At 56.6% G+C, this 26,423-nt stretch carries 25 protein-coding genes and 2 tRNA genes; 13 read left to right on the top strand and 14 right to left on the bottom strand.

Annotation, left to right across the window (positions count from 1 at the left end; genetic code table 11):
- Positions 1-94: 94 nt before the first annotated feature.
- From RMS95_RS04135 to RMS95_RS04115, 5 genes are all read right to left on the bottom strand, one after another.
- Positions 95-1,069 carry a ribose-phosphate pyrophosphokinase gene (locus RMS95_RS04135; RefSeq protein WP_104798884.1) on the bottom strand — a complete coding sequence of 325 codons (975 nt, stop codon included), beginning with the start codon at positions 1,067-1,069 and terminating at the stop codon, positions 95-97.
- A 67-nt stretch (positions 1,070-1,136) separates the two neighbouring features.
- Positions 1,137-1,213 (bottom strand) — tRNA-Gln (locus RMS95_RS04130).
- A 32-nt stretch (positions 1,214-1,245) separates the two neighbouring features.
- Positions 1,246-2,091, bottom strand: coding sequence for a 4-(cytidine 5'-diphospho)-2-C-methyl-D-erythritol kinase (ispE, locus tag RMS95_RS04125; protein ID WP_310643834.1), 846 nt, complete (start codon positions 2,089-2,091; stop codon positions 1,246-1,248).
- A gap of 13 nt (positions 2,092-2,104) precedes the next feature.
- Positions 2,105-2,632, bottom strand: a complete 528-nt coding sequence (locus RMS95_RS04120; protein WP_310643832.1) for a lipoprotein insertase outer membrane protein LolB — start codon at positions 2,630-2,632, stop codon at positions 2,105-2,107.
- Between the two features lie 3 nt (positions 2,633-2,635).
- Positions 2,636-4,279, bottom strand: a complete 1,644-nt coding sequence (locus RMS95_RS04115; RefSeq protein ID WP_310643831.1) for a tetratricopeptide repeat protein — start codon at positions 4,277-4,279, stop codon at positions 2,636-2,638.
- 39 nt (positions 4,280-4,318) lie between these two features.
- On the opposite strand from RMS95_RS04115, the gene mutM reads away from it, so the two are divergent.
- On the top strand, positions 4,319-5,134 hold the full coding sequence (mutM, locus tag RMS95_RS04110) for a bifunctional DNA-formamidopyrimidine glycosylase/DNA-(apurinic or apyrimidinic site) lyase (RefSeq protein ID WP_310643829.1): 816 nt from the start codon (positions 4,319-4,321) through the stop codon (positions 5,132-5,134).
- A complete protein-coding gene (gene mutY / locus RMS95_RS04105) occupies positions 5,119-6,219 on the top strand; it encodes an A/G-specific adenine glycosylase (RefSeq protein ID WP_310643827.1) in 1,101 nt (366 codons plus the stop codon). The genes mutM and mutY overlap by 16 nt, the downstream gene beginning before the upstream one ends.
- Here the strand turns inward: mutY and rapZ are convergent.
- The 3 genes from rapZ to RMS95_RS04090 are packed head-to-tail and all read right to left on the bottom strand — an operon-like array spanning position 6,209 to position 9,650.
- Positions 6,209-7,084: an RNase adapter RapZ gene (rapZ, locus tag RMS95_RS04100; protein WP_310643825.1), complete on the bottom strand. Its 876-nt coding sequence runs from the start codon at positions 7,082-7,084 to the stop codon at positions 6,209-6,211. The two genes, mutY and rapZ, sit on opposite strands and share 11 nt — an antisense overlap.
- Positions 7,081-8,757 carry a DNA repair protein RecN gene (gene recN / locus RMS95_RS04095; protein WP_310643822.1) on the bottom strand — a complete coding sequence of 559 codons (1,677 nt, stop codon included), beginning with the start codon at positions 8,755-8,757 and terminating at the stop codon, positions 7,081-7,083. The genes rapZ and recN overlap by 4 nt, the downstream gene beginning before the upstream one ends.
- Positions 8,754-9,650, bottom strand: coding sequence for an NAD kinase (locus RMS95_RS04090; RefSeq protein ID WP_310643821.1), 897 nt, complete (start codon positions 9,648-9,650; stop codon positions 8,754-8,756). The genes recN and RMS95_RS04090 overlap by 4 nt, the downstream gene beginning before the upstream one ends.
- Positions 9,651-9,688: 38 nt before the next feature.
- Here RMS95_RS04090 and hrcA point away from each other — a divergent pair, with 38 nt between their 5' ends.
- Positions 9,689-10,690: a heat-inducible transcriptional repressor HrcA gene (gene hrcA, locus RMS95_RS04085; RefSeq protein ID WP_310643897.1), complete on the top strand. Its 1,002-nt coding sequence runs from the start codon at positions 9,689-9,691 to the stop codon at positions 10,688-10,690.
- Between the two features lie 148 nt (positions 10,691-10,838).
- Positions 10,839-11,696 carry a metal-dependent hydrolase gene (locus tag RMS95_RS04080; protein ID WP_310643819.1) on the top strand — a complete coding sequence of 286 codons (858 nt, stop codon included), beginning with the start codon at positions 10,839-10,841 and terminating at the stop codon, positions 11,694-11,696.
- Positions 11,697-11,704: 8 nt separating this feature from the next.
- On the opposite strand, the gene RMS95_RS04075 is transcribed toward RMS95_RS04080, so the two are convergent.
- Complete coding sequence (locus RMS95_RS04075; protein WP_310643818.1) at positions 11,705-12,640, bottom strand: DMT family transporter; 936 nt, start codon at positions 12,638-12,640, stop codon at positions 11,705-11,707.
- A gap of 31 nt (positions 12,641-12,671) precedes the next feature.
- Positions 12,672-12,863: a hypothetical protein gene (locus tag RMS95_RS04070; RefSeq protein ID WP_310643816.1), complete on the bottom strand. Its 192-nt coding sequence runs from the start codon at positions 12,861-12,863 to the stop codon at positions 12,672-12,674.
- Between the two features lie 774 nt (positions 12,864-13,637).
- Between RMS95_RS04070 and katG the strand changes: the two genes are divergently transcribed.
- The 8 genes from katG to greB all read left to right on the top strand — a co-directional run bounded on the left by katG (position 13,638) and on the right by greB (position 21,441).
- Positions 13,638-15,797, top strand: a complete 2,160-nt coding sequence (gene katG / locus RMS95_RS04065) for a catalase/peroxidase HPI (RefSeq protein WP_405023357.1) — start codon at positions 13,638-13,640, stop codon at positions 15,795-15,797.
- Between the two features lie 29 nt (positions 15,798-15,826).
- Positions 15,827-15,903: transfer RNA gene (locus tag RMS95_RS04060), tRNA-Arg, on the top strand.
- 153 nt (positions 15,904-16,056) lie between these two features.
- Complete coding sequence (locus RMS95_RS04055) at positions 16,057-17,022, top strand: tripartite tricarboxylate transporter substrate binding protein (protein WP_310643812.1); 966 nt, start codon at positions 16,057-16,059, stop codon at positions 17,020-17,022.
- 5 nt (positions 17,023-17,027) lie between these two features.
- Positions 17,028-17,498, top strand: a complete 471-nt coding sequence (locus RMS95_RS04050; RefSeq protein WP_310643811.1) for a 2Fe-2S iron-sulfur cluster-binding protein — start codon at positions 17,028-17,030, stop codon at positions 17,496-17,498.
- On the top strand, positions 17,495-19,711 hold the full coding sequence (locus RMS95_RS04045; protein WP_310643809.1) for a molybdopterin cofactor-binding domain-containing protein: 2,217 nt from the start codon (positions 17,495-17,497) through the stop codon (positions 19,709-19,711). Before RMS95_RS04050 ends, RMS95_RS04045 begins: the two co-directional genes overlap by 4 nt.
- A gap of 14 nt (positions 19,712-19,725) precedes the next feature.
- On the top strand, positions 19,726-20,427 hold the full coding sequence (locus RMS95_RS04040; protein WP_310643808.1) for a substrate-binding domain-containing protein: 702 nt from the start codon (positions 19,726-19,728) through the stop codon (positions 20,425-20,427).
- Positions 20,428-20,437: 10 nt separating this feature from the next.
- Entirely contained in the window at positions 20,438-20,884 is a 447-nt protein-coding gene (locus RMS95_RS04035; RefSeq protein WP_310643807.1) for a glycine zipper family protein, read from the top strand.
- Positions 20,885-20,898: 14 nt separating this feature from the next.
- Positions 20,899-21,441: a transcription elongation factor GreB gene (greB, locus tag RMS95_RS04030; RefSeq protein WP_310643805.1), complete on the top strand. Its 543-nt coding sequence runs from the start codon at positions 20,899-20,901 to the stop codon at positions 21,439-21,441.
- Positions 21,442-21,448: 7 nt separating this feature from the next.
- On the opposite strand, the gene RMS95_RS04025 is transcribed toward greB, so the two are convergent.
- From RMS95_RS04025 to RMS95_RS04010, 4 genes are all read right to left on the bottom strand, one after another.
- Entirely contained in the window at positions 21,449-23,725 is a 2,277-nt protein-coding gene (locus RMS95_RS04025) for a bifunctional (p)ppGpp synthetase/guanosine-3',5'-bis(diphosphate) 3'-pyrophosphohydrolase (RefSeq protein WP_310643803.1), read from the bottom strand.
- A 78-nt stretch (positions 23,726-23,803) separates the two neighbouring features.
- Positions 23,804-24,007 carry a DNA-directed RNA polymerase subunit omega gene (gene rpoZ / locus RMS95_RS04020; protein WP_104798901.1) on the bottom strand — a complete coding sequence of 68 codons (204 nt, stop codon included), beginning with the start codon at positions 24,005-24,007 and terminating at the stop codon, positions 23,804-23,806.
- Positions 24,008-24,023: 16 nt separating this feature from the next.
- On the bottom strand, positions 24,024-24,647 hold the full coding sequence (gmk, locus tag RMS95_RS04015) for a guanylate kinase (protein WP_310643800.1): 624 nt from the start codon (positions 24,645-24,647) through the stop codon (positions 24,024-24,026).
- On the bottom strand, positions 24,647-25,570 hold the full coding sequence (locus RMS95_RS04010; RefSeq protein WP_310643798.1) for a YicC/YloC family endoribonuclease: 924 nt from the start codon (positions 25,568-25,570) through the stop codon (positions 24,647-24,649). The genes gmk and RMS95_RS04010 overlap by 1 nt, the downstream gene beginning before the upstream one ends.
- Positions 25,571-25,684: 114 nt before the next feature.
- Between RMS95_RS04010 and rph the strand changes: the two genes are divergently transcribed.
- A complete protein-coding gene (rph, locus tag RMS95_RS04005; RefSeq protein ID WP_310643795.1) occupies positions 25,685-26,419 on the top strand; it encodes a ribonuclease PH in 735 nt (244 codons plus the stop codon).
- Positions 26,420-26,423: the final 4 nt, after the last annotated feature.

The raw sequence follows: 26,423 nt of genomic DNA, 5'->3' as shown, positions 1-26,423 counted from the left end.
CTCCTGTAGGAACCCACCGCGACCAGTGTGGCTCTCGTTTAAAAAAAGGCTGCCGAAGCAGCCCAGGTTGATGTTCGACGATGAAACGAGCTGTTTAGAACAGCTGGTCTTGATCGGAGAACAAGCTCATGACCGACTCACCTTTGGCGATGCGCTGAATCGTCTCAGCGATCAGCGGAGCCACGGTGAGTTGGCGAATTTTTTTGCAAGCCTTCCCAGCTTCGCTGAGCGGGATGGTGTTGGTCACAACCACTTCGTCAAGTGCATCGCCTTGGGCAATACGTTCGATGGCAGGACCTGAAAAAATAGGGTGTGTGCAGTAGGCGTAAACTTTTTTTGCGCCACGTGCTTTGAGGACTTCGGCGGCTTTCACCAAGGTGCCCGCAGTGTCGATCATGTCGTCCATGATGACGCAATTGCGGCCATCGATGTCACCAATCACGTTCATGACTTCAGACACGTTCGCTTTGGGGCGGCGCTTGTCGATGATGGCCAGATCGCAACCGAGTTGTTTGGCCAAGGCGCGAGCACGGACCACACCACCCACGTCGGGGGACACCACGATCAGGTCTTCGTAATTCTTTTGACGCAAGTCGCCCAGCAACACAGGCGAGGCGTAAATATTGTCGACCGGAATGTCGAAGAAGCCTTGAATTTGATCAGCGTGCAAATCCATGGTCAATACGCGTGCCACGCCAGCGGTTTGCAGCAGGTCAGCCACCAGTTTGGCAGAGATTGGCACACGGCTTGAACGTGGGCGGCGATCTTGGCGGGCATAACCGAAGTAAGGAATCACGGCACTGATGCGTTCTGCCGAGGCGCGCTTCAATGCGTCAACCATGATCAGCAGTTCCATCAAGCTTTCGTTGGTGGGGGCGCAAGTACTTTGCACCACGAACACGTCACGAGCGCGAACGTTTTGGTTGATTTCGACCGTCACTTCACCGTCAGAGAAGCGTCCAACGTGGGCCGCACCCACTTCAATGCCAAGATGCGTGGCAATTTCGGCAGCCATCGCAGGATTGGCGTTGCCGGTAAAAATCATGAAGTCTGGGGTAGGGGTGGACATGATGACGGAGTGACTTTCGCTTCAGGACCAATGACGCCAACATGCCGTCGAATAGAAACATAAATTTTGGCAGGGGAAGAAGGACTCGAACCTTCGCATGCTGGAATCAAAATCCAGTGCCTTAACCAACTTGGCGACTCCCCTACACAGGTCAACAGCTTTGCAGCTGCTAACCGTTAACTTTCTCTGATAACCCATCCAGCCAAGGGATGAACCATCATATTGCTGCACACCCGCATTTGCCAATTGTGCGGTGCTGATTCTATCAACACATCACTGGGCATTTGCGCAAAAACTGCACTGCCAGATCCTGTCATGCGTGGACTTAAACCGAAGGAGGCGAGCCATTGAATGGCTTCATCAATTTCGGGACACAGCGCCTGAGCAACTGGCTGCAAATCGTTTCTACCGAAGTCGAAAGGATGAACAGCGAAGACCGGCAGTATAGCAGTTTCTGAGTCCCTTTTCAAATTTGGATCGCGAAAAATTCTTTCGGTGTTCAATCCAGCATGCGGTTTGATCACAACAAATTGAGCCGATGGCAGTTCAATGGCCGTGATTTTTTCACCAATGCCTTCTACCCAAGCGTTGTGACCTTGCAAAAAGAAAGGTACATCGGCGCCCAAGCGTAAACCAATGGGCATTAGCTGCGACAGCGGCCAATTCAAGTTCCAGAGGCGATTGAGTGCAAGTAACGTGCTGGCCGCATCTGATGACCCGCCGCCCATCCCCGCTTGCGCAGGAATGCTTTTTTCAATGGCGATGTGCGCGCCTAATCGCGTACCGCTGGCGATTTGTAACGCTTTGGCTGCTCGAATGATCAAGTCGTCCGCAGGTAGTTGGGTCGTCAAGTCTTCACGGCTAATTTGTCCGTTGTCTCTCAGATCAAAGTGCAGGGTGTCGCACCAGTCGATCAGCATGAACACCGATTGCAGCAAGTGGTAGCCATCCGGGCGCTGGCCCGTGATGTGTAAAAACAAATTCAATTTGGCAGGAGCCAAAACATGGGTCAGCGCGCGCATGGTGTGTGAGTGCTTAATCGAGTTTGATGCGCAGATGCACGGTGGGGTTGGGCGTGATGCGCTGTGCGATGAGCAGGCCTTGGGGCAATTGCGAGAGGTCTGCTTGCCAACCTGGTGCGAGACTGGGCACGCCATGGAGCCAGTCAAACAGGGCACTCACGGGAAGTGCGGCCCCAGTCGCTTGTTCGGTCAGTTCGTCCAATGACTCAAACCGTTGCAGTTGGCCACCTTGTTGCAATTGCACGTTGTCGGGTGACCAACGCAGTGCCGCCAAGGTGGTGCCTAAGGGTGAGTACAAATCTAAGCGTCCGTGGGTGGCCTCACCGCATAGCAAAAAACCAGCGCTTATGGATGTGGCAGGTTCACTCTGGATGCGCAAGCTCAGCCGTCCTTGCCATTCAGGTGCATTGGCTTGAATCTCGCTCAAAACGGTGTTGGCTTGCATGGCTGGCATGTTGGGAGAGGCGCAACCAGCCAGTGCCAATGTTGCCCCGATCACCACAGGCCCAAGTCGCCAGACATCACAGCCGCCAAACTGCATGGCTTAAAGCGCGGGTTTGAGGCGTTGCAAAGTTTCTTGCAAAGTCTCGTTGTTGGGCGCAACGTCAAGTGCTTCGCGCCACACTTTGCGGGCATCGTCGGTGCGTTGAAGGTGCCACAGTACTTCGCCCAAATGTGCGGCAATTTCTGGGTCTGTGCGGTCTTTGTAGGCTTTTTGCAAATAGGTCAGCGCGGCGGAGGTGTTGCCCAATCGAAACTCTACCCAGCCCAAGCTGTCTGTGATGAACGGGTCATCGGGCACAAATGTCAGGGCTTTGATGATGAGTTGCTTGGCTTCATCTAAGCGCAAATTGCGATCGGCCAATGAAAAGCCCAGCGCGTTGTAAGCGTTGTGGTACGACGGATCGAGTTGCATCACGTTGCGAAGCAGCTTTTCCATGTCGTCGAGACGGTTGAGCTTTTCAGCCAACATGGCTTGTTCGTACAACAAATCGACATCGTTGGCGCTGGCGTCAGCTAACAAATCGTAGGCGATTTGCCATTGACGGTGCTCGCGCAGCAACTGAACTTCTGCCAGTAATCGGCTGCGTTGTTCGTCGGCATTGCGCGCTGGCAATTGCGCCAACAACTGACGCGCTTCGCCGAGTTTGCCTTGACGTGCGAGTAAGCTGGCACGACGCGTTTGTGCTTGCGCAATGCCGCGCGCCGTGTTGTCGTTGTTGACTGTGGCTGCTAGCTCCACATAACGTGACAGCGAACGCTCTGCCAATGCGTCTTGCCCTTGTTCGAATTGAAGTGAACCCAGCACTAGCCAAGCATCGGCGTGTTGAGGAAACTTTTGTGTGATGGTTTGCAGTTGTTCGTTGGCGCTGTCGTAGCGCTGCATTTCAATCAGCACGCGCACGTAGCTCATGGCCAACTCAGGCGTGTTTTGGCGGCGCAAGGCTTGCATCACCAGAGGCTCGGCTTCTTTGATTTGACGCCCCATCAGCTCTAAGGCCAACAGGGCAGGGCTCAATGCGTTGCCGTCTGCTGCGCTGCCTTGACGCGCAGCGTCGAGGGCGGCAGCGGTGTTGTCTTGGGCGAGGCGCATGCGACCTACGCTGGTCCAAGCTTCGCTTGCGGTGGCACTGTTACGCAAGTACGGTTCGAGGGCTTGCTGAACGATGTCGGCCGCTTGCTTTTTGTCGCTGACGCGTGCGTATTGCCGCGGAATCTGGCTGATCACGGCGTTGCGCTCTGATTCAGGTGTGAAGCTCAGTTCTTTTTTCAGCGGTCCCAAACTGTCCGTCACCTGATTCAGGGCGATCAAAATTTGTAACAAATGGCCGTTGGCCTTTCGGTCTTGCGGGGCCGCTTGACTCCAAGCGCGCGCCGCCATCAGAGCGCCGTCGCCTGAGCGGGCTTGCAGTGCGACATCCACCGCACGTGCGTACAGCTGAACATCGTTGGTCTTGCGTGCTGCGTCCAGCAGCAGAGCAAAGCCCGCTGCGGGTTCGCCTTGACGCAGATTCAGCTCTCCCAGCAAAATTTCATACAGCAGCTCGCCTGACATGGCCGAGTTGTTGATTTTTTCTACCTCGGGCGTGGTTTGTGCCTGGCTGGTTGTGGCCAACGCAGCATAAGCACTTGCACACAGAGCAACACGCAAAGCCCAAAGACGGGCTGCAGACAAGGGGAATTTCATAGGCGCATCATAATCGCGGCAGTTTTTTTGAGTCTGTCCATGCCTGAATTACCTGAGGTTGAAGTTACCCGTTTGAGCTTTGCGGATCGCATTGCCGGTGCCCGCATCACCGGCGTGCGCGTTGGCAAACCGTTGCGCTGGTCGTTGGGCTGTGGTCCGCAGTCTTTGCGTGGCCGCGTGGTGTTGGGCGTGCGTCGTCGCGGCAAGTATTTGTTGGTTGATTTGGACCAAGGTTTGCTGCTGTGGCATTTGGGCATGTCGGGCAGTTTGCGCTTCAGCGACGACCGAAGCCCGCCTCAAGCGCATGACCATTTCGACTTAGACACCAGCCAAGGTTTGTTGCGATTGAATGACCCGCGCCGATTTGGTGCGGTGGTCTATGCCTCAGATGAGCACAGCCCCGAGGCCGTCAAGCTGTTGGGACATTTGGGGGTTGAGCCTTTGAACGGTGATTTTGGTCTGGATGCCTTTCATGCAGGTTTGAAAAAGCGCAAAACCGCCATCAAACAAGTTCTGTTAGGTGGTGAGTTGGTGGTCGGGGTGGGCAATATTTATGCGTCTGAGGCCCTGTTCTTGGCGGGCATTCGCCCGACCGTGCGTGCAGAGCGTGTCAGTCGCCCACGGGCAGAAAAGCTGCGCTTGGCCATCATTGATGTGCTGGCGCGTGCCGTGCAAAAGGGCGGTAGCACCTTACGCGACTTTTCAAGCGCTGACGGTCAGCAGGGGTACTTTCAGTTAGAAGCCCATGTGTATGACCGAGCTGGCGCACCCTGCCGCGTCTGCGGAACCCCCATTCGTCGTATCCAGCAAGGTCAGCGCTCCACCTATTTTTGCCCTGTATGCCAAAAACCTTGATGCAACCCAAGACGTTTGCCCAAGCGGTGGTGGCTTGGCAATTGGCACATGGTCGCCACGATCTACCTTGGCAAAACACCCAAGACCCCTATGCCGTGTGGCTGTCAGAAATCATGCTGCAGCAAACGCAAGTGGTGACGGTACGGGATTACTTTGCGCGTTTTATGACGCGCTTTCCTACGGTGGCCGATTTGGCAGCCGCCCATCCAGACGAGGTGATGGGGTTGTGGAGCGGCTTGGGCTACTACAGTCGCGCGCGCAATATGCATCGGGCCGCGCAAGACGTGGTGGCCTTGCATGGGGGTGTTTTTCCTCGCAGCTCGGAAACGCTGCAAACGCTGCCAGGCATTGGTCGATCCACCGCCGCTGCGGTGGCTTCGTTGTGCTTTAGCGAGCCGATTGCGATTTTGGATGGCAACGTCAAACGCGTGCTGACGCGATTTTTGGGGTTCAAAGAAGACTTGGCGTCTTCGCGCCATGAAAAAGCGTTGTGGGAAATTGCCCAATCCATGCTGCCTCAGCGCGACTTGACCCAGACCATGCCGCGCTACACCCAAGGCGTGATGGATTTAGGCGCCACGGTGTGCACGCCTAAAAAACCACAATGTGACCGTTGTCCGGTGCAGGCCCAATGCGTTGCTGCTTTGGAGGGGACGCCCGAGCGGTATCCCGTTAAAACTCGCAAACTTAAGCGCAGTTCCGAGCAACTGTGGCTGCTGCATGCGCAGACAGCGCAGGGCGATGCGTGGCTGATGCAGCGCCCGCAAACGGGGGTGTGGGCGGGCTTGTATTGCTTGCCTGTGTTTGACAGTTTTGAAGTGTTGCAAGCGGCCGTTCCCGCTTCACACCGGTCGCAGCTGGTCGATGGCCCCGTGTTCAAGCACGTGTTGACGCACAAAGATTTGCACTTGCACCCTGTCCGATTGGCGTTGCCCAAACCGGTCTCTATCTCCGTGACCTCTCGCGTCGTGGCGGCTGACGCTGCCACTGTTTCAGCCGAAGCCAAAGGCGCTGCTTGGGTGGCTGCTGCTGATTGGCCAGCTTTGGGCTTGCCCGCGCCCATACGTAAATTGCTTACGGGGTGATATCCAATTCGCGGTGGCGCTTGAGCGTGATCCAACTTTTGGCAAACCGCTGACTCAACAACTCCACCAAATATACCGAGCGGTGTTGCCCACCTGTGCAACCAATGGCGACTGTGACGTAGCTGCGGTGGTCGTGATTCAAGTCAGGCAACCACGTCTCTAGAAAATGGCTGATTTGCTCGGCCATTTTCTCGACCGAAGCTTGTGCCGCCAGCCACTCGGCCACGGGCTCATCACGACCCGTCAACGGTTTCAGTGCCGCTTCGTAATGGGGGTTGGGCAGCATGCGCACATCAAACACATAGTCGGCATGCACAGGAATGCCACGCTTGAAGGCAAACGACTCAAACATCAAAGTGAGCTGCGTGGCAGGTGCTGAAATCAGCGATTTGATGTAGCTCTGAAGTTTGGTGCTGCGCAGCAAGCTGGTGTCGATGATGTGCGACTCTTCGCGTAACTCAGACAGCAACTCGCGTTCCAACTCAATCGCTTCAACCAAATCGCGTTGCTGGTCGCGTACGAACTCGTCGTCTTTGCGTGACAAGGGGTGACGGCGACGAGTTTCCGAAAAGCGGTGAACCAAAATCTCTGTGGTGGCATCTAAAAACAGCATGCGCACATCGACGTCTAAAGCGCGCAAATGTGCCAGTTGTGCAGGCACCAACGGCAACGATTGGGCGCTGCGAACGTCCATCGCGATGGCAATTTTGCTGGCGCTGTGCTGCTGTTCAAGTTGTACAAAAGGCAGCAGCAATTCAGGGGGCAGGTTGTCCACACAGTAATAGCCTGCATCTTCGAGGGCATGCAGCGCAACCGATTTGCCGGAGCCCGACATGCCGGTGATCAGGACCAATTCTTGTTTCATACGTGGGCTTTCGGGGGCGCGGTGTGGCTGAGCATTTCGCGGGCATGGGCCAAGGTGGTGTCTGATACTTTTTCACCGCCCAACATGCGGGCAATTTCGCCCACACGATCCGAGGGGTTCAGCGCGGTGACTTGGCTGGCCGTGCCTTGTGCGTCGCTGTGTTTGGAGACAACCCAGTGGTGATCGGCGCAGGCCGCGACTTGTGGCAAGTGGGTGACGGCCATGACTTGGCGGTCACGCCCCAGCTGTTGCATCAAGCGGCCCACGGTTTCGGCCACGGCACCACCCACGCCGGAGTCAACTTCGTCAAAGATCAAGGTTTGGGCGGTGCCCAGCTGACTGGTGGTGACGGCGATGGCCAAGGCAATGCGCGACAGTTCGCCGCCTGAAGCGACTTTGCCCACAGGGCGAGGTGTGCTGCCGTGGTGACCTGCCACCAAAAAGCTGACGTTTTCTAAACCGCTGGCGGTGGCTTGTTCGGTGGGCTCGAGTTGCACTTCAAATCGGCCGCCCTGCATGCCCAAACCTTGCATGGCTTGGCTGATGGCGGTGGCAAGTTTGGGGGCCGCTTGGGTGCGTGCTTTCGAAATCAGGCGGGCTTGTGTTTGGTAGGCCGCTGCGGCTTTGGCCTCTGCGGCCTCAAGGGCGGCCAAATCGGTGGCCGCATCAAGTTGCAACAGACGTGCTTTCCACTCTTGGTACAGAGCGGGCAATTCTTGGGGCGTGCGCTTAAAACGGCGAGCCAGCGACATCCATAGCGCCATGCGATCGTCCAGTGTTTGCAGGCGCTCGGGGTCCAGTTCGGTGTGACTCAGGTAGGCGTGTAGCGAGTGGGCCACGTCACCGGCTTGCGCCAAGCTAGACGCCAGCACATCGACCCAATTCGCAAATTCAGGCGCCACATCGGCTTGGTTTTGCAGGGCGTCTTGGGCTTTGCTGAGCAAACGCAAGGCGCCTTGGTCGTCATCTTCGAGGGCGGCAATGGCGCTTTGTGCGGCATCCATCAGGGCTTGTGCATGCGACAGACGGGTGTGTTGGCTGTTGAGCTCTGCCCATTCGTCCGTGGCTGGGGCGAGTTTGTCGACCTCTGCCATTTGCCACAACAAGCGCTCACGTTCTTCTTGGAGTGTGGCCTGAGCGGTGCGCGCTTCTTGGAGCGTTTGGGTGGCGCGACGCCATGTGGTCCATTCTGTGTTCAAGGCTTGCAGGCTCACGCCGGCGTAGGCATCGAGCAGGCCGCGCACGGCGTCGGGGCGGGTCAAGCTTTGCCATGCGTGTTGCCCATGGATGTCGAGCACGCGGTCACTCAAAGCCCGCAGTTGCGTGGCCGTTGCGGGGCTGCCATTGATCCATGCGCGGCTTTTGCCTTGTGTGTCAATGGTGCGTTTGAGCAGCAAGCTGCCTTGTTCGGCAGCATCTGCAAAACCTTCTTCTTCGAGCCAAGCCTGCAGATCGGCTGTGGCATCAAATTCAGCACAAATTTCTGCCCGCGTGGCCCCTTCGCGCACCACCCCCGCATCGGCGCGCGCGCCCATGACCAGTTGCAAGGCATCAATCAAGATCGATTTGCCAGCACCGGTTTCGCCAGTGAGTGCGGTAAAGCCGAGCGAGAGGTTCAGATCGAGCTCGCGCACGATCACAAAATCACGCAAGACGATGTGCTGCAAACTCATGCCACGCCCTCGTTCCAGTGGAGTTTTTTACGCAAGGTGTCAAAGTAGTTCCAGCCACGTGGATGCAAGAAGCGCGCGTAGTGCTTAGAGCGCGTGACCGTGATGCGGTCGCCCAGCAGCAACGAGGCGAGTGACTGCATGTCAAAGTTGGCACTGGCGTCGCGGCCAGCCACCAAATCAATCACCACCTCACCGGTGTCGGGCAGCACGATGGGGCGGTTTGACAAGGTGTGTGGCGCGATGGGCACCATGACCCAGGCGGGTAAAGACGGGTGCATCAGGGGGCCGCCCGCCGACAACGCGTACGCTGTGGACCCTGTGGGGGTGGCGATGATCAAGCCGTCTGCGCGCTGGTTGGCCACGAAATGCCCGTCGACTTCGACGCGCATTTCCACCATGCCAGTGGTGGCGCCACGGTTGACCACCACGTCGTTCAAGGCCAAGGCGTCAAACACGCAATGGCCATCGCGCCAGACTTTGGCATGCATCATGACGCGCTTGTCTTCCTCATATTCGCCATGGATCATGGCTTTGAGGGTGGTTTGAAAATCTTCTAGGGGAATATCGGTGATGAAACCCAATCGGCCTTGGTTGATGCCAATCAAAGGCACGTTGTATTGCGCCAGTTGACGGCCATAACCCAACATCGTGCCGTCGCCACCGACCACCAGTGCCAAATCGCAGCTTCGGCCAATGCCTTCTACGTCCATCACGGGGTAACCCGTCAGGCCGGTGTTGGCGGCGGTGTCATGCTCCAAAATGACTTCACAGCCTTGGGTGTGTAAAAACTGAGCCACCTTCTCCAAGATCAAGCGAGACGATGGCTTGGTGCCGCCCGCGGTTGGGAGTTGGTATTTTCCAAGTAAGGCAATGTGACGAAACTTTGATTTCATAGGCAAATTACATCACTAAAATTCGACAACAAATGACCATGCTAGACGATCGCGCCAAGTTGTTGCTCAAAGCGCTGGTAGAGCGCTACATCGCCGACGGGCAACCCGTCGGCTCGCGCACGCTTTCTCGTGCCACAGGCATCGAGTTGTCTCCCGCCACCGTTCGTAATGTGATGTCTGATTTAGAAGCGCTGGGTCTGATCGTCAGTCCGCACACATCGGCGGGGCGCATCCCAACCGCACGGGGCTACCGTTTGTTTGTGGACACCATGTTGACGGCTGATCGCGGTCATTTACATGCCCCTAGTTTGGCGCCCGATCAGCCGCAAAAGGTGATCGCCAATGCGGCCCATTTGTTGTCCGATTTGTCGCAGTTTGTGGGGGTGGTGATTGCACCGCGTCGCAGCTCGGTGTTTCGCCACATTGAGTTTTTGCGCTTGTCTGACCGGCGCTTGTTGGTGATCATCGTGTCGCCTGAAGGCGATGTGCAAAACCGAGTCATCTTTACCGAGGCGGACTACACCGCGTCCCAACTCATCGAAGCGTCCAATTATTTGAATCATCATTTCGCAGGCATGGCCATTGAGCAAGTGCGCGAGAAGTTGTTGGCCGAGGTGGAGTCTTTGCGTGGCGAAATCGCCACCCTGATGCAAGCTGCCGTGCAAGTCAGCACCGAGGCGTTGGCGCAAGAACAAGATGACGTGGTAATCAGTGGCGAGCGCAACTTGCTGTCGGTGAGCGATTTTTCCAGCGACATGGGCAATCTGCGCCGAGCCTTTGATTTGTTTGAGCAAAAAGCCCAATTGGTGCGGCTGCTGGACATTTCAGCCCAAGCTGAGGGGGTGCGTATCTACATCGGCGGCGAAAGCAAAATTGTGCCGATGGAGGAGTTGTCGGTCGTGAGCGCGCCCTACGAGGTCGATGGCCAAGTGGTCGGCACTTTGGGTGTGATTGGCCCGACCCGCATGGCTTACGACCGCATGATTCATATCGTGGACATCACCTCTAAGCTGGTCAGCAATGCGCTGAGTCACAAGTAACGCTTCTTGGTTAAGGCCATTTCTTGGGCCACTTCCGCCCTGTCACTTGCTTTACTGCCAAAGGCGTTGCATGTGGCAAACCCTCTTTTCATCGCTTCCTTTTTGACCAACCATAGTCAGGTGTGATTTTTTAAACGCAAGGAAACTTATGAAATTAGCTGCTTGGTTGAAACTTAACTGCGCTGTCGCGCTCACGGCTGTGGCGCTGTGTGGCGGTCATGCCCACGCCCAGACGGCGGCTACGGCCACTGCTGCCAATGGCAAGACTGAAATGCTGTGGCTGGGGCAGGCGGGTTACCGCATCAAGACACCCGGTGGCAAAACCATCGTGATCGACCCTTGGCTCACTGGCGGTCCCAAAGCGCCCGCGCCCTACAAAACAGATTTTGCCGCGCTCGGCAAGATCGACTTGCTGCTGGTGACACACGCCCACGTTGACCATTTGGGTGACGCACCCGCTTTGGCCAAGCTCAACAACACTGTGTTGTATGGTCCTGCCGACATGGTCACGCCTTTGATTACCTTGGGCATGCTGCCAGCCAATTTGGGTCACCGTTTCAACAAGACGGGTCATGTCAAGCCTTTGCCCGGCATCAAAGTGACGGCTGTGGCGGCTGAGCACTCATCGCTTATTGTGTGGAACAACCCCGCCACCGGTAAAAACGAGTCACACCCAGCAGGCGAAGCGGTGGGTTACATCATTGAGCTGGAAAACGGGTTCAAGATTTGGCACATGGGCGATACCGGTTTGTTTGGTGACATGAAATTCATCAGCGAGCGTTACAAGCCCGATTTGGTTTTGATGCCCATTGGCGGTAACTTCACCATGGACCCAGAAGATGCGGCATACGCTGCCCGCAACTGGATTCAGCCCAAGATGGTCATGCCCATGCACTACAACTCCAACCCTTTGACCAAAGGCACCTTGGCTGAATTCCAAGACGCCATGAAAGGCAGCCCCATCAAAGTGGTGCCTATGACTGAAGGTCAAACCATCGAGTTCTGAGTCGGGGTTTAAGACTTACGCACGCCGAACAAAATGCCGCAGGTCACCAGCGCGAGGCCTGCGAGCAAGTTCAGGTGCATGGGCTCACCCAGCACCGCCACCGCGCCCAAGGCCGAGAGACCCGGCACGAGGGCGGTGATCATGGTGGAGCGCACGGGGCCGTAGTGGCGAATCATCACATTGAAGGTGATGCCCGAAATGACCACTGAGCCCACGCCTTGGTAAATCGCTTGAAACAACATTTCCGACGCTGGAGCTGCGTTTAAATGGCTCGCGATCAGGCCACTTGAAACGGCCAATGCATAGATCGGCACAAACGTGACGCACGAGAACGCTGTGATGGCGATGGTGGCGCGCACGGGGTCTAGCGAGTGGCGACGTACTGTCACGCTGTAGCAAGACCAGCAGAACGCGGCGCTCATGAACAGCAAGTCGCCTTTCCACACCTCGCCACCCTCAAAGGCTTTGAGCAAACTGGCACCACCCACCAGCAAATCGCCCAAGACGATGCAGGCTAGACCGATGGCGCGTGTTTGAGAAATACGCTCTTGCAACACCACGATGGCCAGCAGCGAGGTCCACAGAGGCAGGCTACCTGGCATCAGCACGGAGGCGTGTGCTGCGGGTGCGAAGAAAAAACCTGAGTAAGCCAACATGGCGTAAAGCATGCTGCCAAATACGCCTGCAATCGCCGTGATACGCAGGGGCAGGGGAGACAGCCCACACAACGACCCCACTTTGTCGCCTGTTGAACGTTGCTTGCGAAGCAGCCACCAACCCCAAGGCAGCAACACACTGCCAGCGCCCAAAATGCGTAAAAACGCAATATCGAGCGGCAATAAGCTGTGTGATGCGGAGGCGCGGGCGATGACGATGAAGGATGTCCAAATCAACACCGTGACTACGGCCGAGACAAGTCCAGCCGATCGAGGGGAGAGTTTCATCCGCATGATGATACGACCCCCCACTTTTACGTTAGCTCAATAAGACGTAGCCCTTGTTGATCAAGCAGTGACGCACATCGATGATGGCGTTGTTGGAGATGTATTTGTCCCCGTATTTTTGGATGATTTGATGCTGGCAGGCGGCGACGTCCGCGTAATAGGCGGTCAGCGCATCCCCTTTTAAATTCACATCGGGGATGTAACCACCGTGGTTGATCGGCATGTTTGTTGAGTAAGGGCTTGCACAAGCTGAAAGAGCAACAAGAATGCACGTTGTAAGTAGATAAGTTGATTTAAACTGAATTTTCATAAGTCTAAATATTATCACTAATATAACCAATACTTAAGTGTGTCATCGTTTGGTGCCTGCAACCACAATGGATACGTATGTTTAAAACGGTTGTATCTGCCTAGGCTGCATCTTCAACGGTGCCACTACAATAAAGTTTGTATTTGGGGCGTTAGCTCAGTTGGTTAGAGCAGAGGACTCATAAAAATTGTGCACCGAGATAGGAAACTGCTCGCGTGAATGACGTCAAATTCGGTGAAACCTACGTGCAGTGATGCATATGGCAATGCCGAGCGAAGCTAGGTGCGCAAGCACCCTGAACGTGTAGAGACTAGACGGCGTCCACCTAAAGCGTAAGCCACGGTGAAGGCATAGTCCAGGGAGTAGTGAAAGCTACACAAACCAGAATCCTTTGGTCGACAGTTCAAGTCTGTCACGCCCTACCAGCATGTAAGGGGACTGCCTAAAAGCAGTCCCCTTATTTGTTTCTGGAAATTAAATGGCCGCTTCAGTGGGCCAAATATCAAGCCATCCCTAAGTTGTCCGAATGTGCCTTAGCCACTTCATGGACTGTGACGCGCCGTACAGACAAAGTAACTTGCGCGTTTAAAAATGCGAGCGTAAATTTCGTCAGACGCGCACGCAATGCATGCCGAAAACGCAAATGACCAACACATCTGAAAGGAAAGCAAGATGAGTGGAAATCATGTGAATTCTGCGGGCAAATGTCCTGTCATACACGGCGCTGTCACGACGGCGGATGCGTCAAACACCGCGTGGTGGCCTAAGGCGCTCAACCTTGACATCTTGCATCAGCATGGCACCCAAACCAATCCGATGGGTCCAACCTTCAATTACCGTGACGAGGTCAAGAAATTGAATGTGACGGCCCTCAAAACGGATCTCAAAGCCCTGATGACAGATAGCCAAGATTGGTGGCCTGCAGACTGGGGGCACTACGGTGGTTTGATGATTCGCATGGCTTGGCACTCTGCGGGGTCCTATCGCATTGCCGACGGTCGTGGCGGCGGCGGGACAGGCAATCAACGCTTTGCGCCGCTGAACTCTTGGCCTGACAACGTCAATTTGGACAAGGCGCGCCGTCTGCTTTGGCCAATTAAAAAGAAATATGGCAACCAACTCAGTTGGGCAGACTTGATCATCCTTGCGGGCAACATGGCTTACGAGTCGATGGGGCTCAAAACTTTCGGCTACGGCTTTGGTCGAGAAGACATTTGGCATCCTGAAAAAGATATTTATTGGGGCGCAGAGAAGGAGTGGCTGGCCCCGACAGACAACCCCAACAGCCGTTACTCCGGTGATCGAGTGCTGGAAAACCCACTTGCTGCCGTGATGATGGGCCTCATTTATGTCAACCCTGAGGGGGTGGATGGCAAGCCCGATCCGCTCAAAACTGCGCGTGATGTGCGTGAGACCTTTGCGCGCATGGCCATGAACGATGAAGAAACGGTGGCTTTGACGGCGGGCGGCCACACGGTGGGTAAGGCGCATGGCAATGGCAGCCCTGCCAATCTGGGGCCCGCCCCTGAGGCTGCAAATCTTGAGGAACAAGGTTTGGGTTGGAACAATCACACCAGCCGAGGTGTCGGCCGCAACACCGTGACCAGTGGCATTGAAGGTGCTTGGACCACCCATCCCACCCAATGGGACAACGGCTATTTTTCGATGTTGCTCAACCACGAGTGGGTGCAGAAGAAGAGCCCTGCAGGCGCTTGGCAGTGGGAGCCGATGGACATCCAAGAAGAGGACAAGCCCGTTGATGTCGAGAACCCCTCTGTTCGCTGTAATCCGATCATGACGGATGCCGACATGGCGATGAAGATGGACCCCGAGTATCGGAAGATCTCGGAGCGCTTCTACAAAGATCCCGACTACTTCTCCCAAGTGTTTACGCGAGCTTGGTTCAAATTGACGCATCGGGATCTGGGACCCAAGGCCCGCTATATCGGTCCAGACGTTCCGCGAGAAGACTTGATCTGGCAGGACCCTGTGCCCCAAGGGCCTAAGGACTATGACGTTGCTGCCGTTAAGACCAAAATCGCAGCCAGTGGCTTGACGGTCAGTGAGATGGTGTCAACAGCGTGGGACAGTGCCCGCACCTTCCGCGGCTCAGACAAGCGCGGTGGTGCCAACGGCGCACGCATCCGTCTTGTCCCACAAAAAGATTGGCCAGGCAATGAGCCAAAGCGGTTGGCCAAGGTGCTTGCTGTGCTCGAACGCATCGCCTCTCAGATGGGGGCGAGTCTGGCCGATGTGATTGTGTTGGCGGGTAACGTGGGTGTGGAACAGGCCGCAAAGGCCGCAGGCTTTCATGTGACCGTTCCGTTCACGCCTGGTCGTGGCGATGCGACGCAGGACATGACGGATGTTGCGTCGTTTGATGTGTTGGAGCCCGTAGCCGATGGTTTCCGTAACTGGATGAAGAAAGACTATGTGGTCAGCGCAGAGGAGCTGATGTTGGACCGTGCGCAATTGATGCGGTTAACCGCCCACGAGATGACCGTCCTTGTGGGGGGCATGCGTGTTTTAGGTGCCAATCACGGTGCAAGCAAACATGGTGTGCTCACAGATCGTGAAGGGGTGTTGACGAATGATTTTTTCGTTCATCTGACGGACATGGCTTACACGTGGAACCCGGTAGGTCATCACCTGTACGAAATTCGTGATCGCAAGACGGGCGCTGTGAAGTGGACTGCGACACGTGTTGATTTGGTATTCGGTTCTAACTCGGTGCTTCGTGCCTATGCGGAGGTTTATGCACAAGATGACAACCAAGAAAAGTTCGTCCAAGATTTTGTGACGGCTTGGACGAAGGTCATGAACGCCGACCGCTTCGATCTGCTCTGAAATTCTGTGCTATACTTCGATTTATCCAAGCGGCTGTAGCTCAGCTGGATAGAGTACTTGGCTACGAACCAAGGGGTCGTGGGTTCGATTCCTGCCAGCCGCACCAAATTGAACAAGGGTTTACATCTTCGGATGTAAGCCCTTTTTCTTTGGCATCATCCAAACAGGGTGATTGCTTTAGGTGACCGTTTGTTTTTGTGTTTTCTTCTCTAATGTGCTCAAAAGCCTTGGGCTGCATTAAAAAAACGGAGACAAACACATGAGATTCACGCGCGCTATTTCTACTTTCCTTTTGTTGATCGCGGCTGTATCGGTTCAGGCTCAGCAGAGCTATCCCAATCGCCCCGTCAAAATCATCGTGCCTTTTGCTGCGAGTGGTCCCGCTGACAACTACGCGCGGTTCATGGCGCAACGTTTGCAAGATGCGTTGGGGCAGCCCTTTGTGGTGGATAACCGTCCTGGCGCGGGCTCCATCATTGGGACCGATGCCGTCGCCAAGTCGCCAGCCGATGGCTACACCTTGTTGATGATGTCCAACACGCAAACGGTCAATGAATCGTTGATTCCTAACAAGCCGTTCAATTTGCTCAAAGACTTTGCGCCGATTGCCCCTGTCAACTATTCCGACTTGGTGCTGGTCGTCAATCCCAAATTGCAAGTCAACACCTTGCCGGAGTTGATCAAGCTCGCGCGCGCGAATCCGGGCAAGCTCAACTACGCTTCTTCGGGCAACGGCACGCCGTACCACATGGCTGGCGAGTTGTTCAAATACATGGCCAGCATCGACATGACGCACATTCCCTACAAAGGCAGTGCTGCTGCTCGCACGGACGTGTTGTCAGGTCAAGTCGACATGATGTTTGATGCGGTCACGACCATGGCTGAAAACATCAAAGCAGGTAAGGTACGCGGTTTGGCGACGACTGGCAAAGCTCGCTCCTCGGTGATGCCCGAGCTGCCCACGGCCAACGATGAAGGCTTGCCCAAATACGAAGCCGTCATTTGGTTGGGCTTCATGGCGCCTGCAGGTACGCCTGAGGCCATCGTCACGCGCTTGAACAACGAGATCAACAAAATTGTGAATGCGCCCGATGTCAAGGCCACATGGGCCAAGCAAGGCGCTGTGCCCATGTCGATGACGGTGCCCGCTTTCACCAAGTACGTGGCGGAAGACGTGGCCAAATGGGCCACCATTGTCAAAATCTCGGGCGCTAAGGCTGACTGATCGTCATGGCCGAATTGTGTTTTGAGTTGAACGGCCAGCCCCAAGCGGTGCAGGCCGATGACAACGATTCATTGCTAGACGTTCTCCGACACACATGCCATCAAAAAGCCACCCGTTTTGGTTGTGGCTTGTCGCAATGCGGCGCCTGCCATGTACTGGTTGATCAGCATGCGGTCCCCGCGTGCAGCACGCCCATGTGGGCCGTGACAGGCAAACGCGTGGTCACGGTCGAGGGCTTGGGGACGGCTGAGCAACCGCACGCCTTGCAAACGGCCTTTGCCCAAGTGCAAGCTGCGCAATGCGGCTATTGCAGCAGCGGTATGTTGATCACGGCCGCAGCCTTGTTGCACACCACACCTCGTCCCACGCCTGAGCAAGTGCGTGCGGCTTTGCAAGGCAATTTGTGTCGGTGTGGCGCGCACAACCGCATCGTGCGTGCGGTGTGTCAAGCAGCTGAGGCAATGGGTGTGTCATGACCGGTCAAGCGGCATCACCCCCTCCATTGCCTGGCAGCTTGCAGACCAACCGCCGTTTGTCGCAGTGGTTGGCGTTCTTGCCCGATGGCCGAGTTCGGCTCTATTCGGGCAAGGTCGAAATTGGCCAAGGTATCTTGCATGCCTTGGCGCAAATTGCGGCCCAAGAGTTGTCCATACCCACGCATGCCATTGAGGCCGTGCCTGCCAGCACGGCCATGAGTCCCAACGAGGCCGTGACGTCGGGCAGTTTGTCTATCCAAGATTCAGGCAGCGCCGTGCGCCACGCATGTCGCCAAGCGCGGGCTTTGTTTGTGGCGTGTGCTGCAGAGACATTTGGCGTGTTGGTGTCAGACATTCACATCTTGAACGGTCGCTTCATGCACGGTTCACGCACGCTGTGCGGTTATGGCGACCTGTGTGAGCGCGTCAGCCTTGATACACAGGCGCTGCCCGTGAGCGATGCGGCACGTGGGCCTGCCTATTTGCCAACCCCACATGCGCCGCCACGTCCTGATTTGTGGCGTAAATTTTTAGGGCATGCCGATTTCATTCAAGACCTTGAGTTGCCCCATGTGCTGCACGGTCGCATGGTGCGCCCGCCTAATTTGCAGGCTACGTTGAATGAGGTGGCATGGCAGCACGCGGCCGAGCGCGCCCAATCTATGCCCAGCGTGCAGGGCGTTTACCGTGACGGTTTGCAAATTGGCGTGCTGGCGCACAACGAAGCGGCAGCAACCCGAGCTGCCGATCAGTTGATGGCTGATTTGTCTGAGGCGCAGGCTTGGACCGTCCCACCTGTGTTGCCCGATGCCGAGCAGTTGCAAGCATGGTTGCGTCAAAGCCCGTTGCAAACCAGCACGGTGCACGCGGCCGATGAGGGATGGGCTAATGCCCAAGCGCAGACTGTTCAAACCCTGCAAGCGGATTACAACCGTGGCTACCTGCAACACGCATCCATGTCGCCGTCCTGTGCGCTCGCGCATTGGCAAGGTGAGGCTTTGAGGGTGTGGAGCCACTCACAAGGCATTTTCAATTTGCGTCGCGATTTGGCGCTGGCTTTGGCATGTGCCCCTGACCAAGTGACGGTGCAGCACGTTCAAGGTGCTGGCTGTTATGGGCACAACGGCGCCGACGACGTGGCGTTTGATGCGGCATGGCTGGCGCGTTGGGCTGAGGGGCAGCCCGTGCGCGTGCTCTGGTCGCGCCATGACGAAATGGCTTGGTCACCTTTAGGGCCTGCCATGAGCGTGCGTTTGCAGGCAGGGCTTGATGCACAACAACGCATCAGCTTTTGGCAACACACGGTGTGGAGCCCAGGCCACGGCACGCGGCCTGGGCGTAACGCCACCCCCGCGCTGCTGGGCAGTTGGCTGACGGCGCAACCCTTTCCCATTTTGTTGGCCGAAAACGCAACCATGGCTGTCGGCGGTGGTTCGGAGCGCAATGCGGTGCCGCCTTACGCCTTGCCTGCGCTGGAAGTGGTGAACCACCGTGTGATGGACATGCCCATGCGTGTATCTGCCTTGCGCGCCTTGGGCGCGCATGTGAACGTGTTTGCTGCGGAGTCGTTCATGGACGAAGTTGCATTCGCCGCAGGTCAAGACCCACTGGCGCTGCGCTTGGCGTATTTGCAAGACCCACGCGCACACGCCGTGCTACAGCATGCCGCGGCGGTGTCGAACTGGTCGCAACGCGATGCTGCTAAAAACGCATCTACTTTGACGGAGGGCGAATGGGGCCTCGGTCTGGCATTTGCCCGTTACAAAAACACGGGGGCCTATTGCGCCGTCGTGGCCGAGGTGGTGGTGGCCGAGCGCGTGCACCTGAAACATGTGTGGGTGGTTGCCGACATCGGTCATGTGGTTGACACGGACGGCGCCATCAACCAACTCGAGGGTGGCGCCATTCAGGCGGCGAGCTGGACTTTGCTCGAAGCCGCAAAATTTGACCGCCATCGCCTGCTCAGCGTCGATTGGGAGGCCTATCCCATTCTTCGCTTTGACGAGGTGCCCGACGTGTCGGTCTCCCTCATCGATACAGGTGAGCATGCATCGTTGGGCGCTGGCGAGGCTTCGCTGGGGCCGTGTGCCGCAGCGATTGGCAATGCCGTTTTTCATGCGTTGGGCGTGCGCGTGCGCGACATGCCCATGACACCCGAACAAATTGTCAAAGCCATCGATGCGGTCGATGGCGCGACAGCCCCTGTGATTTGAACCAAGGAACTGAGATGGAACTTTGTATTTTGAGCGGCGGTGCCGCCGCCGGTTTGGTCAACCCTTTGAAGGCTGACTTTGAAGCTGCCCACGCGTGCCAGATTCGCAGCACCTTCAGTGCCGTGGGGGCCATGAAAGAAAAACTGTTGGCCGGCGAGCCCTGTGATTTGCTGATCTTGACGCAGGCCTTGATCGAGGGATTGATGGCCTCGGGTCATGTGCGTGCAGGCAGCTTGGCGGCTTTGGGTGTGGTGAAAACAGGCATTGCGGTCAAGGCAGGTTCGGCGCGTCCGGCGATTCAAACCCGTGCCGATTTGCAAGCGGCATTTCGCGCAGCAGAGGGCATTTATTTTCCTGATCCTAAGCTGGCCACTGCGGGCATCCATTTTTTCAAAGTGCTGCAAACTTTGGGCCTGGATGTGGAATTGGTCGACCGCTTTCGTACCTTTCCCAATGGCGCGACAGCCATGGCCGCCATGGCAAAAGACACGGGCGCCCACTTGATCGGTTGCACCCAAGTGACCGAAATCAAATACACCGCCGGCATTGATTTGATCGGTTTGTTGCCCCAAGAGTTTGAATTGGCGACGGTTTATGCCTTGGGAATTCCGACAACGGCTCAGCAACCTGAGTTGGCACGGCAGTTGGCACAGCTGTTGACGGGCTCCTCGACGCGTGAGTTGCGCATCGCGGGTGGTTTTGAGTTGCAGGACTAAAATTCGCGGCATGAAACACCATGCCTCTTCCTCCTCCGTTGTCGCCGCTTTGGGCCTCTGTGCCGCGCTGTTGTCGGGCTGTGCCACACCTGTGGCCAAACCTGCGTTTTATCCCAACGCGCATTACCAACAGATGGGGCCCGCCCAAGCGCAGGCCGATGCGCAAGCTTGTTCAGAATTGGCGCGTCAATCGGAAGTGGGCGCTGTCAACAAGATTGATGCCGGTCGTGCAGCTGCGGCGGGCGCTGCAGGCGTCGGTACAGCGGGTGTGGTGGGCTCGTTGCTCAGCGGTCACAAACCCGATTTGAAAAACATTGCAGCAGGTGCAGCAGCCATTGGTGCAGGCGGTGCAGCGGCCACAGCGGCTGGGCAATCGATCGGGGGCAGCGGCATGTACCGCCAATTTGTGCAGCAATGCTTGGGTGAGCGCGGCTACCAAGTCATCGGTTGGCATTGAGCGATTGACACCGCATGAGTTCGCAGGACGCTGACGACGAAGACAGCACGCTCCCACCCATTCCCCCAGGCAGTAAAAACTACATCACGCCCGAAGGTTATGCCGTGTTGCGTGCGGAGCTGTTTGAGTTGATGGACAACGAACGCCCCCGCATGGTGGAGATCGTGCACTGGGCGGCGAGCAACGGTGACCGCTCTGAAAACGGCGACTACCACTACGGCAAAAAACGGCTGCGTGAGATTGACCGACGCATTCGTTTCTTGACCAAACGTTTAGAGATCGCCGAGGTGACCGACCCGAGCGTGCATCACGGGCGTGACCAAGTCTTTTTTGGTGCCACTGTCACCTACGTCGACGAGGTGGGCACCGAGCGCACGGTGACGATTTTGGGTATTGACGAAGCGGACAGCCTGAAAGGGCAGGTCACGTGGGTGTCACCCATTGCCCGAGCTCTGCTCAAAGCACGTGAAGGCGATGTGGTGAAGTTGGTGACCCCCTTGGGCGTGCAAGAGGTGGAAGTCTTAGACGTTCACTACCCAGCCCCAAAGGTGGCTTAATACCGCGTTATTGCTCGCGCTCGACGCCCGAGACCACGCGTTGCGCTTGCAGCACCGAGGGCACGCGGCGCAAATTGCGCAGCACCAGTTCTAAATGCTGCACATCGCGTACCGCGAAGACAAAGCGCAAATCAGTGGCCTCTTGGCCGCTCACCTCATCGGCCATGTTGACCATGGTGATATCGGCTTCGGCATGGGTGATGGTGGAGGCCACGCGTGCCAAGACGCCTTTGCCATTGCTCACGGTCACGACCACGCCCACTTCAAAGGCGCGCGTGGGCTCTTCTGCCCACTCCACGGCAATGAAGCGTTCGCTGTCTTTGTGTTTCAGTCTTTGGGCCACGCCGCATTGGTCGGTGTGAACCACCAAACCTTCACCACGGCCTAGGTAACCCAAAATGTGGTCGCCCGGAATAGGTCGGCAACACGGTGCGTATTGCACAGAGGCGTTTTCGCTGCCATCAACGATGACGCTGCCTTGCGAGACGTTTTCGTGCGCGGTGAACCGTTCACGGCTCATCAACAACGCGTCTGGTTTGAGGCCAATTTCAGACAGCAACAATGCCAAACGCTTGGCCACAATGCTCGCAACACGCTTGCCCAAGCCAATGTCGATCAGCAATTCGGCTTGCGTTTTGCTGCCTGTGAAGCGCAGGAGTTTGTCCCACAAGGTGGCATGCGTGTCGTCCAGCGCAGGCATTTGGTCAATGCCTTCGGCGCGCAAGGCTTGGGCCAAGAGCTTTTCACCCAAGTGTTGTGACTCCGCATGCGCCATGGTTTTCAAATGGTGGCGAATTTTGGAGCGTGCACGTCCTGTGCGCACAAAGCCTAGCCATGCGGGGTTGGGGGCCGCCACGCTGGAGGTGACGACTTCCACCACATCGCCATTGCGTAACTCGGTGCGCAGCGGCACTTGTTCGCCGTTGACTTTGGCGGCCATCGTGCGGTCACCCACATCGCTGTGGACGGCGTAGGCAAAGTCGACCACGGTTGCGCCGCGTGGCATCGCCATGATGCGGCTCTTGGGGGTGAACACATACACAGCATCGGGGAACAAGTCGACCTTGACGTGGTCCCAAAACTCCGTGGCATCACGCGTTTCGTCTTGGATGTCTAACAGCGATTGCAGCCACTTGTTGCCCAAGTTTTGGCCAGGCTCGTTGCTCGAACCTTTGTCTTTGTAGAGCCAATGTGCGGCGACGCCCGTTTCAGCTACCAAGTGCATGGCTTCGGTGCGCATTTGAAACTCAACGTTCAAACCTGAGGGGCCCACCAGCGTGGTGTGCAGCGACTGGTAGCCGTTGAGTTTGGCAATCGCAATGTGGTCTTTGAACTTGCCGGGGACCGGCTTGTACATCTGGTGCAGCACGCCCAAGGCGGTGTAACAGTCAACCACTTGCGGCAAGATGAGTCGAAAGCCGTAAATGTCGGTCACTTGGGCAAAGCTCAGGTGCTTGCTGTCCATTTTTTTGTAAATGGAATAGAGCGTTTTTTCGCGCCCCGAGATGCGCACATTCAATCCAGCTTTGGCAAATTCGGCCTCGACTTCTTGTTGCACCTTTTGCATCAAGTCGCGGCGGCGATGGCGGGCCTTATGCACCGCTTTGCTGAGCACTTTGTGGCGCCAAGGCCAGAGGTGTTCAAACGACAGTTCTTGCAGTTCGCGGTAGGTTTGGTTCAAACCTAAGCGATGGGCAATGGGCGCATAAATCTCTAGGGTTTCGTTGGAGATGCGGCCCCATTTGGAGCGTGGCATGTCGCCCATCGTGCGCATGTTGTGGCTGCGATCTGCCAGCTTGATCAGGATGACGCGCACATCGCGCGCCATGGCCAACAGCATTTTGCGAAATGACTCGGCTTGGTTCTCCTCGCGGGTGTTGAACTCCAGCTTGTCCAGCTTGGTTAAGCCATCCACCAAATCAGCGACTTGGATACCAAAGCGTTCAATCAAATCTGACTTGGTGATGCCGCAGTCTTCCATCGCGTCGTGCAGCAGGGCGGCAGACAGGGCTTGCGCATCGAGTTTCCACTCGGCGCATTGGGCCGCGACGGCAATGGGGTGGGTGATGTAGGGCTCACCGCTGTTGCGCATTTGCCCCAAATGGGCCTCGTCGGCGTAGCGGTAAGCGCGACGCACCATGTCTAAGCCTTCAGCATTCAAATAGCTGAGTTTCTCGGTCAACGCGGCAAAACTGGCCGCTGCTGCGTTGGCCGCGGCAGGGCTCACCACCGGTTTTGTGGAAGGCTTGGTCAAAGGCTTAGAAGAGGGCTTGGCAGCAGACATGAACAACACTTTACCCGCAATGAAAAAAGCACCGAAAAATCGGTGCTTTTTTTGATGTTAAGTGATGGGTTTGATCAATTAACCTGGAACTTTTTTCAGCATTTCGATGCCGATTTGGCCTGCTGCAATTTCACGCAAAGCCGTCACGCCTGGCTTGTTTTTGCTTTCGACCTTGGGGGTGTGGCCTTGGCTGAGCATGCGAGCGCGGTAAGTGGCGCAAAGCACCAACTGAAAGCGGTTAGGGATCTGTTCGAGACAGTCTTCGACAGTGATGCGGGCCATGTGGATACTCCAGAATTCAGGTGATGTTCAGGGCTTGAAAGATATCAGCCCGAGCCCGGCGCTGTGCCAGGTATTTGAGGCGCTGGGCATGCACGATCGCTTTCAGGTCGAACAAGGCAGTCTCAAATAATTCGTTGATTATAACGTAGTCAAATTCTTTGGCCTGCGCCATCTCATCGGCCGCATTTTGCAGGCGCAGCTCGATGATCTCAGGCGCATCTTCGCCACGGTTGTGCAGGCGCGATTTGAGCTCTTCCCAGCTGGGTGGCAAGATAAAAATCAGCACTGCGTTGGCAAACAGCTTTTTGACTTGGATGGCGCCTTGAAAGTCGATTTCCAAAATCACGTCCGCACCTTGGGCGATGCGGTCTTCAATGGCTTTGCGCGAGGTGCCGTAGCGTTGGCCGTGCACATTGGCCCACTCTAAAAAAGAGTTGGTCGCCACCATTTGGTCAAACTCGGGGGCTGACACGAAGAAGTATTCGCGTCCGTGCTTTTCTTGTCCGCGTGGCTGGCGGGTGGTGTGGGACACCGAGGGGCGCACTTTGGCATCGAGCTCCATCAGCGCTTTGACGAGGCTTGATTTACCAGCCCCGCTGGGGGCTGCGACCACAAAAAGGTTGCCTGGAAAGTTGTCCATTATTCGAGGTTCTGTACTTGTTCGCGGAGTTGTTCGATCAACACTTTCATGTCCACCGAAATACGGGTCATTTCCATCGTGGCCGACTTGGAGCCCAAGGTGTTGGCTTCGCGGTGGAGTTCTTGGATCAAAAAGTCGAGGCGTTTGCCCACGCCTTCGGCTTTGCCGCCTTTGGCGAGCAAGTCGTCCATTTCGTCAAAGTGAGACACCAAGCGGGTCAGCTCTTCGGCGACATCAATGCGAATGGCAAAGGCGGTGGCTTCGGTCAGCGCACGGTCTTGGGCTGCTTCGGGCAGTGTGGTGCCTTCGGCTAACGCCATGGCGTCGCGCCAGCGCTCTAAAAATTTCAAACGCTGCTGTTCAACCAATTGCGGCACCAGAGGCGCCGCTTGTTGGGCCAGCACGCGCAATTGACCCAAGCGGTCACGCAGGGTTTGTGCCAGACGGGCACCTTCACGCTCGCGGCCCTCGCTGAGTTGCTTCAAGGTGGTTTTGGCCAGTTTGAGCAGGCTGGGGCCAATGTCAGCAGGGGCCGATTGTTGGGCGGTCGTCAATCGCAACACATCGGCCACTGACAGTGGGTTGGCTTTGGGCAACCAAGCATGCACGGTGTCTTGCAAGGCAGAGAGTCGTTGCAGCAGCGCAGGTGTGGGGGCTGCAAACTCTGTGCTGGCGGTGCTTTCGAGGTTGGCACGCACTTCGACTTTGCCGCGTTTGAGGTGCTGAGTGATCAACTCACGCACGGCAGCTTCATGGGGGCGAAGCTCCTCGGGCATTTTGAAAGTCAGGTCAAGGAAGCGGCTGTTGACTGAGCGAATTTCCAGTCCCAAGCGCAGGGCCGGGCCCGTGGGGGCGGTGTCGACCGTTTCGCGAGGCAGCTCGGTTTGCGCGCTGGCATAACCTGTCATGCTGTAAATGGGCATGTGTGTTGTTCTTTTTGCAAAGACTGCATTATCTCAGGGCCAAAGCACCGTGCTGAATAAGTCCGCCGATTGGTCGACAATTGACGTTTTACCGAATCGCTAGAAGCCCTAAATATGACCACCACCTTGCCCGACTCTCGCCACACCCGTGCCGCCGACCAACTGCGCCCCGTGCGCATCACCCGCAACTACACCATGCACGCCGAAGGCTCGGTGCTCATTGAGTTTGGCCACACCAAAGTGCTGTGCACCGCGTCGGTGGAAGAAAAAGTGCCGGGCCACAAAAAAGGCTCGGGTGAAGGCTGGGTCACCGCCGAATACGGCATGCTGCCCCGCGCCACCCACACCCGCAGCGACCGCGAAGCTGCACGTGGCAAGCAATCGGGCCGCACCCAAGAAATTCAGCGCCTCATCGGCCGCTCTATGCGCGCTGTGTTTGATCTGAAGAAGCTGGGCGAACGCACCATCCATTTGGACTGCGACGTGTTGCAAGCCGACGGCGGCACACGCACTGCCAGCATCACTGGCGCGTTTGTGGCTGCGCAAGACGCGGTGAACAAGCTCATCACCGCAGGCAAGCTGACCGAGAGCCCCATCATCCAAGGCGTGGCTGCGATTTCGGTGGGCATGTTGGGCGACTTGCCTTTGCTCGATTTGGAATACACCGAAGACTCCGCCTGCGACACCGACATGAACGTGGTCATGACCAGTGCCGGCCACTACGTGGAAGTGCAGGGCACCGCCGAAGGCCTGCCTTTCACCCGTGACCAAATGAACGCCTTGTTGGCCTTGGCCGAAAAAGGCGTGCGCGAACTCATCGCCATGCAGCAAGAAGCTTTGACTGCCTAACCGC

The organism is Limnohabitans sp. (assembly GCF_031539175.1).
Taxonomy (GTDB): Bacteria; Pseudomonadota; Gammaproteobacteria; order Burkholderiales; family Burkholderiaceae_C; genus Limnohabitans.
Note: the sequence above shows the minus strand (reverse complement) of the source record. Positions and strands in the feature narration are given on the sequence as shown.

Bases quoted from the DNA above. Each gene is read 5' to 3' on its own strand.
- RMS95_RS04135 (WP_104798884.1), bottom strand. From the start codon at position 1,069: ATGTCCACCCCTACCCCAGACTTCATGATTTTTACCGGCAACGCCAAT.
- ispE (WP_310643834.1), bottom strand. From the start codon at position 2,091: ATGCGCGCGCTGACCCATGTTTTGGCTCCTGCCAAATTGAATTTGTTT.
- RMS95_RS04120 (WP_310643832.1), bottom strand. From the start codon at position 2,632: ATGCAGTTTGGCGGCTGTGATGTCTGGCGACTTGGGCCTGTGGTGATC.
- RMS95_RS04115 (WP_310643831.1), bottom strand. From the start codon at position 4,279: ATGAAATTCCCCTTGTCTGCAGCCCGTCTTTGGGCTTTGCGTGTTGCT.
- mutM (WP_310643829.1), top strand. From the start codon at position 4,319: ATGCCTGAATTACCTGAGGTTGAAGTTACCCGTTTGAGCTTTGCGGAT.
- mutY (WP_310643827.1), top strand. From the start codon at position 5,119: ATGCCAAAAACCTTGATGCAACCCAAGACGTTTGCCCAAGCGGTGGTG.
- rapZ (WP_310643825.1), bottom strand. From the start codon at position 7,084: ATGAAACAAGAATTGGTCCTGATCACCGGCATGTCGGGCTCCGGCAAA.
- recN (WP_310643822.1), bottom strand. From the start codon at position 8,757: ATGAGTTTGCAGCACATCGTCTTGCGTGATTTTGTGATCGTGCGCGAG.
- RMS95_RS04090 (WP_310643821.1), bottom strand. From the start codon at position 9,650: ATGAAATCAAAGTTTCGTCACATTGCCTTACTTGGAAAATACCAACTC.
- hrcA (WP_310643897.1), top strand. From the start codon at position 9,689: ATGCTAGACGATCGCGCCAAGTTGTTGCTCAAAGCGCTGGTAGAGCGC.
- RMS95_RS04080 (WP_310643819.1), top strand. From the start codon at position 10,839: ATGAAATTAGCTGCTTGGTTGAAACTTAACTGCGCTGTCGCGCTCACG.
- RMS95_RS04075 (WP_310643818.1), bottom strand. From the start codon at position 12,640: ATGAAACTCTCCCCTCGATCGGCTGGACTTGTCTCGGCCGTAGTCACG.
- RMS95_RS04070 (WP_310643816.1), bottom strand. From the start codon at position 12,863: ATGCCGATCAACCACGGTGGTTACATCCCCGATGTGAATTTAAAAGGG.
- RMS95_RS04055 (WP_310643812.1), top strand. From the start codon at position 16,057: ATGAGATTCACGCGCGCTATTTCTACTTTCCTTTTGTTGATCGCGGCT.
- RMS95_RS04050 (WP_310643811.1), top strand. From the start codon at position 17,028: ATGGCCGAATTGTGTTTTGAGTTGAACGGCCAGCCCCAAGCGGTGCAG.
- RMS95_RS04045 (WP_310643809.1), top strand. From the start codon at position 17,495: ATGACCGGTCAAGCGGCATCACCCCCTCCATTGCCTGGCAGCTTGCAG.
- RMS95_RS04040 (WP_310643808.1), top strand. From the start codon at position 19,726: ATGGAACTTTGTATTTTGAGCGGCGGTGCCGCCGCCGGTTTGGTCAAC.
- RMS95_RS04035 (WP_310643807.1), top strand. From the start codon at position 20,438: ATGAAACACCATGCCTCTTCCTCCTCCGTTGTCGCCGCTTTGGGCCTC.
- greB (WP_310643805.1), top strand. From the start codon at position 20,899: ATGAGTTCGCAGGACGCTGACGACGAAGACAGCACGCTCCCACCCATT.
- RMS95_RS04025 (WP_310643803.1), bottom strand. From the start codon at position 23,725: ATGTCTGCTGCCAAGCCCTCTTCTAAGCCTTTGACCAAGCCTTCCACA.
- rpoZ (WP_104798901.1), bottom strand. From the start codon at position 24,007: ATGGCCCGCATCACTGTCGAAGACTGTCTCGAACAGATCCCTAACCGC.
- gmk (WP_310643800.1), bottom strand. From the start codon at position 24,647: ATGGACAACTTTCCAGGCAACCTTTTTGTGGTCGCAGCCCCCAGCGGG.
- RMS95_RS04010 (WP_310643798.1), bottom strand. From the start codon at position 25,570: ATGCCCATTTACAGCATGACAGGTTATGCCAGCGCGCAAACCGAGCTG.
- rph (WP_310643795.1), top strand. From the start codon at position 25,685: ATGACCACCACCTTGCCCGACTCTCGCCACACCCGTGCCGCCGACCAA.